Raw genomic sequence first — 14,831 nt, forward strand, 5'->3', positions numbered from 1 at the left:
CCACAATCAGCCCATAAACCAATAAGGCAGCCGCAAGCTGCGGGAGGAAAAAAATGAAAATAGCGGGCAAGAATGTTGTCATCACAGGCGGGGCAAGCGGCATCGGCAAGGCGCTCGCGGAACGCTTCCATGCGGAAGGGGCGAAGGGCATCACCGTCGCCGACCTGCAGGAAGGGCCGCTTCAGGACGTCGCGAAATCGGTGAATGGCCTCGCCGTTCCCACCAATGTCGCAAAAGAATCGGAGATCAAGAACCTCGTCGCCAGGGCGGAGGAGGCGTTCGGCCCCATCGATATCTTCGTCTCCAACGCCGGGCTCGCCCGCTACGGATGGGAGGAATCGCCCGATGACGTCTGGCAGCTTAACTGGGATGTCCATGTGATGGCCCATGTCTATGCCGCCCGCGCGGTCGTCGACAAGATGATCAAGAATGGCGGCGGCTATCTCGTCAACACCGCCTCGGCCGCCGGTCTCCTCTCCCAGGTAGACAGCGCCACCTACGCCACCACCAAGCATGCGGCGGTCGCCTTCGCCGAGACCCTCTCGATCCGCTATGGCGACAAGGGCGTGCGCGTCTCCGTCCTCTGCCCGCAGTCGGTGCGGACGGCGATGACGGCAAGCCGCCTCGATGGCGTCGCCTCGGTCGATGGGGTGCTGGAGCCCGAGCAGCTCGCCGATTGCGTAGTCGACACCATGGACAAGGAGGAATTCCTCATCCTCCCGCATCCGCAGGTCCGCGAATATATCCAGCGGAAAGCCACCGACTACGACCGTTGGCTGAAAGGCATGCGCAAACTCCGCGACGCCTATGTGAAATAGCTACGCACCTGCAGCTGATTGACAGCGCTTGAGAGCCTTGAGATTGAACTAATTGGATAGGCGCCTTAACTCTTTTCTTTCGGGAATAGAGTCCGGCGTCTTTAAATTCCAGGCAATCCCGAGATTTTCGAAGAGCGTCAACATCCACCATCCTGGATCCGTTTGCCCCCGGCACAGGCCGATTTTCGCGGATCCAGGAAACGCATGATGATTGTTATGCCAGCATTCACCGAAGGTAATTAATCCTGCAAATTTGATATTGTATCCCTGCACCCCCGCATTAGTAACCTGCCAGTCCTGCCCCCCTGTCCTATGGGCAAAATAGCCGATCAGCCAATGCCCGGTCACGCAAACGGCAACTCTCGCGCAGACGCCAAATAAAACCCACCCCCATCCCCCGATGGCGTAAAACAGCACAGCCCAGGGAAGCTGCTGAAGCATCGATGTCTCTTCGAGAAATTGATAGAATTTGTCATTGCGGACCCGCGCCTCAAGGTCCAGCAATGGCGCCCTCTTGAGTTTGACGTCGCAATGCAACTGCCACCAGGCATCCCTGAAGAAGGATTGCCGATGCGCAAAGTAATCATGGCACTGCGATTTTCTCTGCGCCCAATCGCGAATATCATGGGTATAAATCATGGTCATCGGTCCGCCGAGGCCAACCAAAGTCCCCAGATAAACCAACAGATATTCAAGGACCGGCGGGCATTCAAAACTGTTATGGATCAGCCGCCGATGCATGCCTAGGGAATGCCCGAAACATAATACACCCGCCGTCGTCACAAAGAAAAGCAGGACCGCACCAATTGACGCGAAAAAGCAGAAACCTAGGATGGCCCCGATCCACATGCCGGAAATCCATAACGATTTCTTCCATGACCATCTTACCTGCCCCTGAACCGCGCAGGCGACATCTTGTGAGTTGAAACGGGGTTTGTCCAATCCATTGCCATCCCTGCCCTTTGCCATCTTCCGTCCCTTTCCGCTTGTGTCTCTCCCGACACGCGCCTATATTTAGCTAAACGTCTAAATAATATCTTTTAGGTAATTAGTCAATTAGCTAATTATAGGCAGGCTGGTAATGGAAAAAATTTTTCAGGCTCTTTCTTCAACAGTGCGGCGGAAAATTCTGGCATATCTGTCAGGGGGCAGCATGACCGCAGGCGAGATTGCGGAGCGATTTGAGATTAGCAAACCGTCACTCTCGAAACATTTAAACATCCTTGAGAATGCCGAACTGGTTCGACGGGAAAAGAAAGGCCAGTTCATTCATTATTCGCTTGTCCAGGAAAATCTCGCCAACACCCTGAACGGCTTCATTCAGGAGGTCTGCCCGGTCTCAAGGCCTCTGAAAAAGGAAAGTGCCGAGAAAGCGAGCCAGCGCAAGGCCTAGTCGCCGCGTTTACGGGCGGGCGGGTAGTTCCCTTTGGAAGAATTTGCGGACGATCGTCATGTCGCCGTGACTTCCAAGGTCGTTATGCCCCGCGCCGTCGATCTTGATGAAGGCGGTACCCTTCGGCGCGAGGGTCGCGAGTTTCTCCCCCTCCGCGAACGGGATCACCTTATCCTCTGTGCCGTGTAGGATCAGGATCGGCGCCGATATCCCGCCGATGATCTCGTCATTGCGGAAGGGATATCTCACCATGAAATCAAAGCCCGGCACCCAGCCGACCCGGTAGCGCGCGATGGCGAGGAGCGAGGTGAAGGGGCTTTCGAGCGCCACGGCGAACACCTCCCGCGCCGCCGCGACGGGGAGCGCCGCCCCGGTGCCGAGCGAATGGGCGAGGATGCCGATCGGCCCCGCCGCCTGCCCTTTCAGGAAGTCATAGGACGCGAGCCCGTCGGTGATCACCCCCGCCTCCGTCGGCGTGCCCGTGCTGCCGCCATAGCCGCGAAACTCGACGAGCAGCACGCCGAAGCCGGCATCGGCGAGGATCTTGCCGCGGCCGATCTGGTTAATCGCCGTCTCGGCATTGCCGTGAAAGACGAGGATGCTCGCCTTCCTCTCGCCGGGCGGATGGTAGAAGGCGTTGAGCCGCTCCCCGTCGGGCGTGGCGATCGTCACCGCCTCGAACCCGCCATCGGGCCGCAGCCCCCCGTCCCGCGTCGGCACGGGAAAGACAATCGCCCCTTGCGCAAAATAAATCCCCGTAAAGGGGATGACGACAAAGAGCAGGATCAAGGCAACAAGCCAGAGGAATATTTTACGCGGGAGAATCATGGGGATACTCATACAGGAGATTGGGGTGAGAGGGTAGAGTTTACAGTTCTTTTGTACTTCATGCATTCAGTAAAGAGGGATTAGTTGAGCGGGTTGACATCTTATTAAATATCTATATATCTAGTTATATGGATAAATTAGATACTATAAACACACTGGATGCGTTGGCTCAAGAAAGTCGGTTGGATATTTTTCGCCTTTTAGTCGAAAAAGGGCCGGAAGGGCTAATGATGGGAGCAATTGGAGAAAGATTAGGACTTCCCCATGCCACGCTATCATTTCATTTGGATAAATTACGTCAGTCAGGATTGATTAAATATGAGAAACAAGGTCGGGCCGCTATTTATCGAGCCAATTACGATGCGTTGGTTGGCGCAATTCGATATCTAAGTGAAAATTGCTGCAAAGAAAGCCATATGAGTTGTCGCATTGAAATCAAAGATAAAAATTGTTGTTAGTGAAGGAAATCAACTATGAACTTGTCAGAAGTTAAAGATACTTTACCCAAACTCCCTTCAATAAATTTCCGGTTACCCAACGGAGATTACGTCGCCCCGCATTTTCACGTTACAGAGGTTGGGCTTGTGACCAAGCATTTCATTGATTGCGGGGGAATGGAGCGGAAGGAAACCCTGGCTAACTTTCAGCTTCTGGAAGCCGCTGATTACGATCACCGACTGGCACCACAAAAATTCTTAAACATTCTGGATCTTTCCAAAAAGGTATTAGGCGAAGAAGACTACGAGGTGGAAGTCGAATATCAGGGATCCACAATCGGCAAATTTGGCCTGGATTTTGACGGCAAGGATTTTATCCTGGCCAGTAAATCTACAAAATGCCTTGCTGAAGATACCTGCGGCATTGCGGATAAAACGCCGAAAAATGACAATTGTTGTGGCGGGCCTCCGGTAAATGATGAAAGTGCTTGTTGTGTTAAGGATGAAGACGCAAAACTTGCCGGGCATTCGGGCTGTGGGTGCGCAGCTTCATCCGCGTGTTCCTAGGGTCAGGTCTCATTTATGGCATTGATTTGTCTGAATTTTATTCCGGCCATCCCGAAGCTTGTCCTGCGATAAGTTGTTATAAATAACCAAAATAACATTAGAAAAGTTCGTAAAAGACGTCATAGATACCTCCCCGTAAAGGGGATCACGCCAAAGAGCAGGACCAGGGCGCACAGCCAGAGGATGATTTTACGCGGGAGAGTGATGGGGGTGTTTTATACATTAGGATGGGATGCGTGGAAAGCGTTGAAGTTAATCAAGCGAACTTACTGACGCTTTTTCCACACCCCTACAAGCTGTGCTGTTTCACCTCATTTTACGCCTGCACTAGTATTCAAAGCCATTTTCGAATAAGATATTACTAATGTGAAAGCAAGGTGTCTAAAGGCAACGAAATGGAAGACGAAGAAAGCAAGTCCTCACAAGTAAAAGATGTAGCTGAGGCGGTTGCAGCAGTTGCGAAAGCAGTTCCAATTTATGAAGACGCAATCCAACCTGGAGCGAAACAAATTGGAAAGAGCTTGGAACTCGTAGGTAAAACGGTGAATGTGGCACTTGCCCCTCTTAGAGCGATAGTCTGGGGATATGAACAATTCGAAGTGTTCCTTAATAAGGATGTAGCTGAAAAACTCAAAAATACACCGGAAGAAAGCATTATTACGCCTAAAATTAATGTTGCGGGTCCACTTTTAGAGGCGCTCCGATATTCTGCAGAAGAACAAGGTTTGCGAGAAATGTTTGCGAACTTACTTGCCAACGCCATGGACAAAAATACTTCTTCCACAGCACATCCATCCTTTGTAGAAATACTCAAACAGTTAACACCGGACGAAGCTAAATTAATGAAATATTTCGCAAAAAAAGGAATAATTCCAAAATTAAATTTTTACTCTAGATCTGGAACCACAAAAGAAAACTTCCTAAGCCACAGAAATTTTACGTTGGCAGGATATGAAGCGGATTGTTCTTTTCCCCATTTGATTAACACCTACTTAGACAATTTGAGCCGTTTAGGATTACTGGAAATTTTTGACGACATACGCGTTCGCATCTACGACGATTACATACCCCTATTAGAAAGCAAACAGTGGACCGACTGGGAAAAACAAGCGGAAAACGCTAAACGCATTGTTGAGCCAAGAAGAGGTTCAATCAGAACATCCGAATTTGGCGAACTATTTTGCAAAGCTTGCGTAATTGACAAAGCCTCCCAATCCCCATCTACCGTCCCCTAAACACCGGGTCGCGTTTTTCCAGAAACGCTTTGATGCCCTCGGCGTGGTCTTCGGAGGTGATGGCGACGGAGTATTGGTCCATATCCATATAGCTTACGGCGTGGTTGAGGGCGTTCGCGGCAACGCTGGCGCCCTGCTTGATCATGCGGACGGGGAGCGGCGGCATGGCGGCGATTTTCTGCGCAAATTCCAGCGCGAGCGCGTAGGCGCCGCCCTCCTCCGCCACTTCCTCGATGAGGCCCCATTGCTGCGCGGTGTTGGCGCTGATTTTGTCGGCGACGATGCAGAGCTGCTTGGTGCGCGCGGGGCCCATCAGGTTGACCATGCGCGGCACGGACTGCCAGCTCATATTCATGCCGTTGCGGATTTCCGGCACCCAGAAGATCGCGCCTTTTGAGGCGACGCGCATGTCGCAGGCGACCGAGAGGGCGACGCCGCCTCCGATGCAATAGCCATCCACCGCGACGATGGTCATGGGCTCCAGATCCTCCCAGGCCTTGCTCATCTTCGGGCCGACTTTGAGCATCTCGCGCCGGTCCATCACCCCCGCCGCGACCCGCGCCTTGACCGCCGGGTCCTTCAGGTCATAGCCGACGGTGAAATTCTTGCCATTCCCGGTGAGAATGATGGCGCTCGTCTCCGTATCCCCCTCGAACGAGCGGGCAACCTCCGTCAGCTCCCCCATCAGCTCGATCGACATCGCGTTGACCTCGGTCCCGCGATCGAAGCGGACGGTGGCGATGCGCCCCTCCCGCGTGACGGTTACATACTTGTAGCTCATGGATTTCCCCCTTATTGTTTTTGTTCATTGGATCGCAGAAAAGGACGCCTAAATGCCCGCTTATATGATCGCCCGGATCGATGTCACCGACCCGGAACAATATGAAGTTTATAAATCCCTCGCGCCGATCGCCATCAAAAAGTACGGCGGGCGCTATTTGACGCGCGGCGGGGCGATGGAAACCCTGGAAGGGCCGGAGGAAACCCGGCGCGTGGTGATCGTCGAATATCCGGATATGGCGGCCGTCAAGGCCTTCTATGACAGCCCGGAATATAAAAAGGCGCGCGAGGCCCGCAAAGACGCCGCCGAGGGGCAGTTTGTCATCCTCGAAGGGCTCGACAAGCCGCTCTGGTAGGCAGCGCTAGAACAGCTCCCCATCCGGGAGCGGGGCGAAATATTCCTCGATCGCCGCGTCGCTCACCTCATCTAGCGTCGCCGGGGTCCATTTCGGGGACTGGTCCTTGTCGATGACGGCGGCGCGGGTGCCTTCATAAAAATCAACGCCCTGGATCACGCGGTTGACCATGCGGAACTCCATGCGCATGCAGTCATCGAAATCGAGGCTCTTGCCGCGGCGGAGCTGCTGATAGGTCAGTTTCATGCTGGTCGGCGACTTGGTGAGCAGGCTGTCCGCCGCCGTCGCCGCGAGCGCATCGTCCTCGGATTGCAGGCTCTCGATAATCGCCACAACGGAGTCTTTTGCGAAATGCCGGTTGATGGCGGGCAGGGTCTCGGCAATCGGCGCGGCCTCGGTCTCCGTGGTGAAGCCGGCCAGAACCCTGTCCACCTCCGCCTTCGCATCACCGGCAAAGCCATGCGCGGCGAGGGCGTCCTTCACCTCGGGCAGCTTCTCGGCGGGGATATAGCCATGGGCGATCCCGGCAAAGACGGAATCCGCCGTCTTCAGCCGCGCGCCGGTGAGGCCGAGATACATGCCAAGTTCGCCTTCAAGCCGCGGCAGGAAATAGGTTCCGCCGACATCCGGGAAGAGGCCGATGCCGGATTCCGGCATGGCGAACAGGGTCCGCTCGGTCGCGATGCGGTGGCTGCCATGGACGGAAACACCAACCCCGCCGCCCATGACGATCCCGTCGATCAGCGCGATATAGGGTTTCGGGAAATGCTTGATCCGCGTGTTCAGCAGATATTCATCGCGGTAGAAATGATAGGGATAGTCGCCGCCGCTCTTGCCCTCGTTATAGAGCTTGACGATATCGCCGCCGGCGCAGAAGGCGCGATCCCCCGCCCCCTCGATCACCACTGCGTGCACCCTGTCGTCCTTCTCCCATTCCCGCAATTTCGCATTGAGCAGGAGGCACATTTCATGAGTGAGCGCGTTCAGCGCCTTCGGCCGGTTGAGCGTGACAAGACCGATCGCGCCCTTGACGGCAAACAGGATTTCTTCTTCCGAACTCATGCCTTACTGCCTCCCCTGCCCGTCGGCGAGCTTGCGGGCGATCACCACGCGCATGATCTCGTTCGTCCCCTCCAGAATCTGATGCACGCGGGTATCGCGCACGAAGCGTTCCAGCGGGAAATCGCGCAAATAACCGTAGCCGCCATGAAGCTGCAACGCCTCGTTGCAGACGTTAAAGCCGACATCGGTCGCGAATCTCTTCGCCATGGCGCAATAGAGGGTTGCTTCGGGGTCCTTCGCATCCAGCTTCGCCGCCGCCTGCCGGATCATCAGGCGCGCCGCCTCCAGCTCCGTCGCCATGTCGGCGAGGCGGAACTGCACGGCCTGAAACTCCCCGACCGGCTGGCCGAACTGCTTGCGGTCCGCCGTATAGCCTTGCGCGAGCTCAAGGCAGGCCCGCGCCGCGCCGATGGAGCAGGCACCGATATTGAGCCGCCCGCCATCGAGGCCCATCATCGCGATCTTGAAGCCGTCGCCCTCATTGCCGATCAGGTTTTCCACCGGCACGCGGCAGTCATCGAAGAGCACCTGCGCCGTCGGCTGGGAATTCCAGCCCATCTTGCGTTCCTGCGCGCCGAAGCTGAGGCCGGGCGCATCCGCCGGCACGGCAATACAGCTGATCCCCTTCGGGCCGTCATCGCCGGTGCGGACCATGGTCACATAGACATCCGATTTCCCGCCGCCGGAGATAAAGGCCTTGCCGCCATTGATGACATAATGATCGCCGTCGCGCACCGCCTTGGTCCGGAGCGCCGCCGCATCGGACCCGGAGCCGGGCTCGGTCAGGCAATAGCTCGCGAAATGTTCCATGGTCGTGAGTTTGGGCAGGAATTTCGCCCGCACCGTATCGGAACCGAACCGGTCGATCATCCAACTCGCCATGTTATGGATGGAGATAAAGGCCGCCGTCGAGGTGCAGCCCGCCGCCAGTTCCTCAAAAATGATCGCCGCATCGAGACGGGTCAGGGCGGAGCCGCCATACTCCTCCCCCACATAGATGCCGGCAAACCCGAGCTCGGCCGCCTTGCGCAGTTCCATTACCGGGAATGTTTTTTCCTCGTCCCATTTTTCGGCGTTGGGGGCGAAGACTTCGGCGGCGAAATTCCGCGCCATGCCTTGAAAGGCGATCTGATCTTCCGATAGATTAAAGTCCATGGGATGCTTGCCTCATTTGTGATGTTCCCCGTTGATACGACCTTGCAGTCAGGCTGTCAATGGTTTACCAAACGATCGTTAGGTAAAGGGTAAAAACCCTAAACATTTGCGGCCCGGCCCGCATAGAGATAATATGCGCAAAATACCATAATCAGCGCTCCACGAGCAGGAAATCCACAGATGAAAACCCTTGCGCCTCATTTTCCCCGCACCCGCATGCGCCGGGTCCGCCGGACCGACTGGTCCCGCCGACTGGTCGCCGAAAATGCGCTGACCCCGAACGACCTGATCTGGCCGGTTTTCGTGCATGAGGGAGAGAATCTCAGCATCGACGTGCCGTCCATGCCGGGGGTGAAGCGGCTCAGTCTCGATCTGTTGAAGGTCGCCGCGAAGGAGGCCCATGACCTCGGCATCCCGGTGATCGCGCTGTTCCCGGCGGTCGAGCAGGAGCTCAAGACCGAGGACGGGCGCGAGGCGCTGAACAAGGACAATATCGTCTGCAAGGCGATCAAGGCGATCAAGGACGCGGTGCCGGAGATGGGCGTGCTCTGCGATGTCGCGCTCGATCCCTTCACCACCCACGGCCAGGACGGCCTCGTGCAGAACGGCTATGTGGTGAATGACGCCTCGGTCGATGTGCTGGTCCGCCAGGCGCTCAACCAGGTCGAGGCGGGCTGCGACATCATTGCCCCCTCCGACATGATGGACGGGCGCATCGGCGCGATCCGCGACGAGCTGGAACGGGAGGGCCACCGGGACACGCTGATCATGTCCTATGCGGCGAAATATGCGTCCGGCTTCTACGGGCCGTTCCGCGACGCGGTAGGGTCTTCGGGCAATCTCGGCACCGGGGACAAGCGCACCTACCAGATGAACCCGGCGAACACCGACGAGGCGCTCCGCGAGGTGGCGATGGATATCAACGAGGGCGCGGACATGGTCATGGTCAAGCCCGGCATGCCCTATCTCGATGTCTGCCGCCGGGTGAAGGACGAGTTCGGCGTGCCGACCTATGCCTACCAGGTCTCGGGCGAATATTCGATGCTGCTGGCGGCGGCGCTCAACGGCTGGCTGGACCGCGAGAAGGTCGTGATGGAAAGCCTGCTCGGCTTCAAGCGCGCGGGCTGCGACGGCATCCTCACCTATTTCGCCGTCGAGGCCGCGAAGAATTTGCAGGGCTAGGCGGCGAGACGGGACTACCGCCCGCCCGTCACATCGATCAGTGAGCCGGTGACGTAGCTGGACTTGTCCGACAGGAGCCAGAGGACCGCATCGGCGATTTCCTCCGGCTGGCCGCCGCGCAGCATCGGCACCATCGACTTGAACCGCTCAACCCGGTCCGGCGCCCCGCCGCTTGCATGGATTTCCGTATAGATGATGCCGGGGCGCACCGCATTCACGCGAATCCCCTCCGCCGCCACTTCTTTCGCAAGGCCGAGGGTCATCACATCGATCGCCCCCTTCGAGGCCGCGTAATCGACATATTCACCTGGGCTGCCCAGCTTCGCGGCAACCGAGGAGATATTGACGATCACCCCGCCCTTGCCGCCATGGGCCGTGGACATGCGCTTCACCGCCTCGCGCGCGCAAAGAAAAGGCCCGGTGATATTGGTGGCGAACATGCGCTCCAGCCGCTCGAGGCTCATATTCTCAACCTTCGAGCCCTTGTCGACGATCCCGGCGTTGTTCACCAGCGCGCCCAAGGGGGCCAGCTCCGTATCGACGGTCTCGAACAGGCGGAGGATATCAGCCTCTTTCGTCATGTCCGCCTGCACGGCGATGGCTTTGCCGCCCGCCGACTGGATCAGCGAGATCACCTCCCCCGCCGCCTCTGCGTTCCGGGCATAATTGACGCAAACCTGATAGCCGGCCGTCGCCGCGCCGATGGCAATGGCCCGGCCGATGCCCCGGCTGCCGCCGGTCACGATAACAGAGCGTTCCATCAGATATTCCTCCCCTCCAGTGCCTGTTCAATATCCGCGATCAGGTCCGATACATTTTCGATGCCGATGGACAGCCGCAAGAGATCCTCCGGGCAGGGCGTTCCCGCGCCCTCGATGCTCGCGCGATGCTCGACAAGGCTCTCGACCCCGCCCAGCGACGTCGCCCGCTTGATCACCTTGAGCCGCGCCGCCACGCTCATCGCCGCCTCCGCGCCGCCCTCGATGCAGAGGCTCAGCATGCCGCCGAAACCGCCGCTCATCTGGCGCGCCGCGATCTCATGCCCGGCGTGGGAGTCGAGTCCCGGATAAAGCACCAGCCGGATGCCTTTCTTTCCGTCGAAATGACGGGCGACGGCCATGGCGTTTTCGCTCGCCCGCTGAACGCGGAGATGCAGGGTGCGCAAACCGCGCAAGAGCAACCATGCCTCGAACGGGCCGAGGATCGCCCCACCGGCGTTGCGGTTGACCTTGACCCGCGCCCAGAAATCATCCTCCGCCGCGGTGATCAGCGCCCCGGCCAGTACATCGGAATGACCGTTCAGATATTTCGTCGCAGAATGCATGACGATATCGGCGCCGAGCTTGAGCGGATTGGTCAGCAGCGGCGTCGCCACCGTGTTATCGACGGCAAGATGCGCCCCCGCCGCTTTTGCCACCCGCGCCCAGCCCGCAATGTCATCCACCACCCAGGTCGGATTGGCCGGGGTTTCCAGCCAGAGAAGCTTCGTCTTGCCGGGGATGACCGCCGCCTCCAGCGCCGCGAGATCGCCGTTCGGCACGAAGGTAATCTCCAGTCCCCATTCCTGCGCGACGGTCAGCAGCCAGTTGCGAAAGCTCCAGTACATCACCTTGGGCGCGACCATGTGATCGCCGGGACGCAGCGCCTGCACGACGGCAAGCGCCGCCGACATGCCCGACGAGAAGAGCAGCGCATCGCGCCCCCCTTCCAGCGCCATGAGAAGCTGCTCCGGCTGATCATAGGTGGGATTGTGGTCGCGGGTATAGACGCGGCCCGTCGGATAGCTGCCGTCCCCCTCCCGCTCATAGGTGGTGCCCGGGAAAATGCCAGGAATCAGGCTCCGGTGCGCCGGGTCCATCCATCCGAGCGCCTGCGCCACAAGAGTTTCCCGCCGGAGCGGCTTGTTTTCATCTGTCATGACGGAATTTCCTCACAAAAAGGCATGCCTGCGCGTTCTGTTATCGAGTATTTGCGTTCACTTTCATTTCCGCAACCGAAGGAGCGATTCATGAGCCTGATTAGCGATGTCATCGACTGCCTGAATGCGGAGCGCGGCAAGGAAAACCTGCCGCCGCTCACCGCCAACGACCAGCTTATGCAGACCGCCCAGCAGCATGCGGAATTCATGGCGAGAAAACAAGCGCTATCGCATACGGGGGAGGACGGATCGACCTTCGATGAGCGGATCCGGGACAGCGGCTATATATTCTCGACCGCCGCCGAGAATGTCGCCCTCGGTGCCGTGGATGCGGCGGGGGTGGTGAACATGTGGATGAAAAGCCCGCCGCACCGCGCCAACATCCTGAACCGCCAGGTTGTCGACGTCGGTCTCGGAATCTCGCCGCAGACACCGGAATCGGCCGGCATCCTGCGCTACTGGTCGCTCTCGCTCGCTGCGCCGCTCGCTACTTGACGAGCTTGCGCAGGCGCCGGATCAGGCTCGAGGTATCCCACCGGTTGCCGCCCATATTCTGGACATCGGCATAATATTGATCGACCAGCGCCGTGTTCGGCAGGCTCGCGCCGATCTGGGTGCCCGTCTTGAGGCAGATCCCGAGATCCTTGCGCATCCAGTCGACGGCGAAGCCAAAATCGAACTCATCGGCGATCATCGTCTTGTAGCGGTTTTCCATTTGCCAGCTCTGCGCCGCGCCCTTGGAGATGACCTCGATCACCTTCTCGGCATCGAGGCCCGCCTTCTCGGCGAAATGAATCCCTTCCGAGAGGCCCTGAACCACACCGGCGATGCAGATCTGGTTGACCATCTTGGTCAGCTGCCCCGCGCCGACGCCGCCCATCAGCATGCAGGCGCGCGCGTAAGAATCGATGGGGGTCTTGGCGCGGTCGAAATCCGCCGCGTCGCCGCCGCACATGACCGTGAGAACGCCATTTTCCGCGCCCGCCTGACCACCGGAGACCGGCGCATCGACGAACCCGATACCCTTTTCCTTGGCGATCGCGCCAAGCTCGCGCGCCACTTCGGAGGAGGCGGTGGTGTGGTCGACGACGATCGAGCCCGCCTTCATGGTCGCGAGAATGCCATCCTCCCCAAGGACGACGCTGCGCAGGTCGTCGTCATTGCCGACACAGACCATGACGAAATCCGCGCCCGCGGCCGCCTTGGCCGGGGTATCGGCGCGCGATCCGCCATATTCCGCGACCCATTTTTCCGCCTTCGCGGCCGTGCGATTGTAAACGGTGGTCTCGTAACCGGCCTTCTGAAGATATCCGGCCATCGGATATCCCATCACGCCCAGTCCGACGAATGCTGCTTTTTCTGCCATGTCTGCCGCCTCCGGTGAATTGATTTGTTCCTGTTGTAGCGGCTTGCGCGCGCCGATGAAAGGCCCAAGCGGGAATTTTTCAGCAGGCGGAATGATCCCGCCTAAAGGATATGATATTGCCCCTTGTGAAAGAGCAGCGCCTGCTCCTCCGCGCCCATGGTGACATTGCTGACCCGGCAGATGAAGACCGCATGATCCCCCGCCTCATGAACGGCGAAGGTCTCGCATTCGAAGACGGCGAGGCTCTCCCGGAACACCGGGCTGCCATTCTCGCCGACGTCATGCGCGATCCCCTCGAAGCGGTTGTCGCGGGCCATGGAGAAGCGGTCGGAGAGAGGCCGCTGGTCGGGGGTGAGAATATTCACGGCGAACTTGCCGCTGGCCAGGAATTCCTGGCAATGGCCACCGACATGGGCCAGGCTGAACAGCACCAGCGGCGGATCGAGCGAGACGGAACTGAAGGAATTGACGGTGACGCCAAGCGGCTCGCCCGTCGCGCTCCGCGACGTGACAACCGTTATTCCCGTGGCGAAACAACCCAATGCATTTCTAAATTCTCTGGCGTCGAAACTCATGCGCAACCGGTACCTGTATTCTTGAACGCGCCGCCCCTGCAATTGATTTGCAAAGCGGCGGGCACTTTCCCATAAATGGCCAGCAAAATCACCATTTTTCTTAGCCCCGTCCGGAGACATCGCGGGCGCAGGCGATTTCTCCAACCCCTTGCCCATACTGCGCAATCTTTAAAAACTTCGTAAAATTACTCACGCTTTATTAACCATTTTCGGGGCAAAATCAGCCTCTGACTCCTTGGAAGCGATCGTGTAAGGGCCCCAGTGTAAGCATGTTTTGGATTATTGGTATCGTTGTGACATTCGGCTCCGTGGCCGGTGGCTATGCCCCGCACGGGAGTTTCGCCGTGCTGTTCCAGCCACTCGAATTCCTGATCATCCTGGGCGCCGCCTTCGGGGCCTATTTCCAGGCCAACCCGAAATGGGTGATTTTCGGCTGGTTCAAATCCTTCGGCAAGCTGATCAAGGGCGCCCCCTATGACAAGAAGGCCTATACGGAGCTTCTGACCCTGCTCTATGCGATTTTCAAGATTTCCAAGACCAAGGGCATGATCGCCCTGGAATCGCATATCGAAAATCCGCATGAAAGCGACCTTTTCCAGCATTTTCCGAGCTTTTCCAAGAACCACCATGCGGTCGCCTTTATCTGCGACTATCTCCGGCTGATGACCATGGGGACTGAAAATCCGCACGAGCTTGAAGCCCTGATGGACCAGGATATCGAGACCCATCACAGCGAGGGTCATGCCATATCGGCCTCCGTGACCGCGCTTGGCGAGGCCCTGCCCGCCTTCGGTATCGTCGCCGCCGTTCTTGGCGTGATCGTCACCATGGGCTCGATCGCCGAACCGCCGGAAATTCTCGGCGGCCTGATCGCCGCGGCGCTGGTCGGTACCTTCTTCGGCATTTTCGTGGCTTACGGCATGTTCTCGCCGATGGGCAAGAATCTCGAGCAGTTCGCGGATGCCGACACCAAATATTTTGAATGCATGAAGCAGGGCCTGCTGGCCCATCTTCAGGGCTATGCGCCCGCCGTCTCCGTCGAGTTCGCGCGCAAGACCCTCTATAACCACGAGCGGCCGTCCTTCGTCGAGGTGGAGGAAGCCTGCAACGAAGCGCCGACCATCTGATGCGGGAAATGCGCAAGTATGAAGGGCTGATC

General features: G+C 58.1%; 18 protein-coding genes. 9 read left to right on the forward strand and 9 right to left on the reverse strand.

The window, feature by feature from the left end; genetic code table 11:
- Positions 1-53 precede the first annotated feature (53 nt).
- Entirely contained in the window at positions 54-818 is a 765-nt protein-coding gene (locus GQF03_RS04185) for an SDR family oxidoreductase (RefSeq protein WP_161337908.1), read from the forward strand.
- Between the two features lie 48 nt (positions 819-866).
- On the opposite strand, the gene GQF03_RS04190 is transcribed toward GQF03_RS04185, so the two are convergent.
- Complete coding sequence (locus GQF03_RS04190; RefSeq protein WP_206376224.1) at positions 867-1,787, reverse strand: acyl-CoA desaturase; 921 nt, start codon at positions 1,785-1,787, stop codon at positions 867-869.
- 112 nt (positions 1,788-1,899) lie between these two features.
- Here GQF03_RS04190 and GQF03_RS04195 point away from each other — a divergent pair, with 112 nt between their 5' ends.
- Positions 1,900-2,211, forward strand: a complete 312-nt coding sequence (locus GQF03_RS04195) for a metalloregulator ArsR/SmtB family transcription factor (RefSeq protein ID WP_161337909.1) — start codon at positions 1,900-1,902, stop codon at positions 2,209-2,211.
- Positions 2,212-2,220: 9 nt separating this feature from the next.
- Here the strand turns inward: GQF03_RS04195 and GQF03_RS04200 are convergent, their stop codons facing one another.
- Positions 2,221-3,039, reverse strand: a complete 819-nt coding sequence (locus GQF03_RS04200; protein ID WP_161337910.1) for an alpha/beta hydrolase — start codon at positions 3,037-3,039, stop codon at positions 2,221-2,223.
- A gap of 128 nt (positions 3,040-3,167) precedes the next feature.
- Here GQF03_RS04200 and GQF03_RS04205 point away from each other — a divergent pair, with 128 nt between their 5' ends.
- From GQF03_RS04205 to GQF03_RS04215, 3 genes are all read left to right on the forward strand, one after another.
- Positions 3,168-3,497: an ArsR/SmtB family transcription factor gene (locus tag GQF03_RS04205; protein ID WP_161337911.1), complete on the forward strand. Its 330-nt coding sequence runs from the start codon at positions 3,168-3,170 to the stop codon at positions 3,495-3,497.
- Between the two features lie 15 nt (positions 3,498-3,512).
- Positions 3,513-4,043, forward strand: coding sequence for a DUF6428 family protein (locus GQF03_RS04210; protein ID WP_206376223.1), 531 nt, complete (start codon positions 3,513-3,515; stop codon positions 4,041-4,043).
- Positions 4,044-4,438: 395 nt separating this feature from the next.
- Positions 4,439-5,278: a DUF4393 domain-containing protein gene (locus tag GQF03_RS04215; protein ID WP_161337912.1), complete on the forward strand. Its 840-nt coding sequence runs from the start codon at positions 4,439-4,441 to the stop codon at positions 5,276-5,278.
- Here GQF03_RS04215 and GQF03_RS04220 read toward each other — a convergent pair.
- Positions 5,265-6,059: an enoyl-CoA hydratase/isomerase family protein gene (locus GQF03_RS04220; protein WP_161337913.1), complete on the reverse strand. Its 795-nt coding sequence runs from the start codon at positions 6,057-6,059 to the stop codon at positions 5,265-5,267. The two genes, GQF03_RS04215 and GQF03_RS04220, sit on opposite strands and share 14 nt — an antisense overlap.
- Before the next feature lie 52 nt (positions 6,060-6,111).
- Here GQF03_RS04220 and GQF03_RS04225 point away from each other — a divergent pair, with 52 nt between their 5' ends.
- Entirely contained in the window at positions 6,112-6,414 is a 303-nt protein-coding gene (locus GQF03_RS04225; protein WP_161337914.1) for a DUF1330 domain-containing protein, read from the forward strand.
- Positions 6,415-6,420: 6 nt separating this feature from the next.
- Here GQF03_RS04225 and GQF03_RS04230 read toward each other — a convergent pair whose 3' ends face one another.
- Both GQF03_RS04230 and GQF03_RS04235 read right to left on the reverse strand, forming a co-directional pair.
- Positions 6,421-7,476, reverse strand: coding sequence for an enoyl-CoA hydratase/isomerase family protein (locus GQF03_RS04230; RefSeq protein ID WP_161337915.1), 1,056 nt, complete (start codon positions 7,474-7,476; stop codon positions 6,421-6,423).
- Between the two features lie 3 nt (positions 7,477-7,479).
- On the reverse strand, positions 7,480-8,631 hold the full coding sequence (locus GQF03_RS04235; RefSeq protein WP_161337916.1) for an acyl-CoA dehydrogenase family protein: 1,152 nt from the start codon (positions 8,629-8,631) through the stop codon (positions 7,480-7,482).
- A gap of 180 nt (positions 8,632-8,811) precedes the next feature.
- Between GQF03_RS04235 and hemB the strand changes: the two genes are divergently transcribed.
- The gene (hemB, locus tag GQF03_RS04240; RefSeq protein WP_161337917.1) at positions 8,812-9,813 is read left to right on the forward strand and encodes a porphobilinogen synthase; all 1,002 of its coding nucleotides are present in this window, start codon (positions 8,812-8,814) and stop codon (positions 9,811-9,813) included.
- Positions 9,814-9,827: 14 nt separating this feature from the next.
- Here hemB and GQF03_RS04245 read toward each other — a convergent pair whose 3' ends face one another.
- Complete coding sequence (locus GQF03_RS04245; protein ID WP_161337918.1) at positions 9,828-10,574, reverse strand: SDR family oxidoreductase; 747 nt, start codon at positions 10,572-10,574, stop codon at positions 9,828-9,830.
- Entirely contained in the window at positions 10,574-11,731 is a 1,158-nt protein-coding gene (locus GQF03_RS04250) for a trans-sulfuration enzyme family protein (RefSeq protein ID WP_161337919.1), read from the reverse strand. The genes GQF03_RS04245 and GQF03_RS04250 overlap by 1 nt, the downstream gene beginning before the upstream one ends.
- Before the next feature lie 90 nt (positions 11,732-11,821).
- Between GQF03_RS04250 and GQF03_RS04255 the strand changes: the two genes are divergently transcribed.
- A complete protein-coding gene (locus tag GQF03_RS04255; protein WP_161337920.1) occupies positions 11,822-12,226 on the forward strand; it encodes a CAP domain-containing protein in 405 nt (134 codons plus the stop codon).
- Here GQF03_RS04255 and GQF03_RS04260 read toward each other — a convergent pair.
- Both GQF03_RS04260 and GQF03_RS04265 read right to left on the reverse strand, forming a co-directional pair.
- Complete coding sequence (locus GQF03_RS04260) at positions 12,219-13,097, reverse strand: NAD(P)-dependent oxidoreductase (protein ID WP_161337921.1); 879 nt, start codon at positions 13,095-13,097, stop codon at positions 12,219-12,221. The genes GQF03_RS04255 and GQF03_RS04260 overlap by 8 nt on opposite strands.
- 101 nt (positions 13,098-13,198) lie before the next feature.
- Positions 13,199-13,672 carry a flavin reductase family protein gene (locus tag GQF03_RS04265; RefSeq protein WP_161337922.1) on the reverse strand — a complete coding sequence of 158 codons (474 nt, stop codon included), beginning with the start codon at positions 13,670-13,672 and terminating at the stop codon, positions 13,199-13,201.
- A gap of 269 nt (positions 13,673-13,941) precedes the next feature.
- On the opposite strand from GQF03_RS04265, the gene motA reads away from it, so the two are divergent.
- A complete protein-coding gene (gene motA / locus GQF03_RS04270) occupies positions 13,942-14,799 on the forward strand; it encodes a flagellar motor stator protein MotA (protein WP_161337923.1) in 858 nt (285 codons plus the stop codon).
- Positions 14,800-14,831 lie beyond the last annotated feature (32 nt).

The sequence above is a fragment of the Sneathiella chungangensis genome (genome assembly GCF_009882935.1).
Taxonomy (GTDB): domain Bacteria; phylum Pseudomonadota; class Alphaproteobacteria; order Sneathiellales; family Sneathiellaceae; genus Sneathiella; species Sneathiella chungangensis.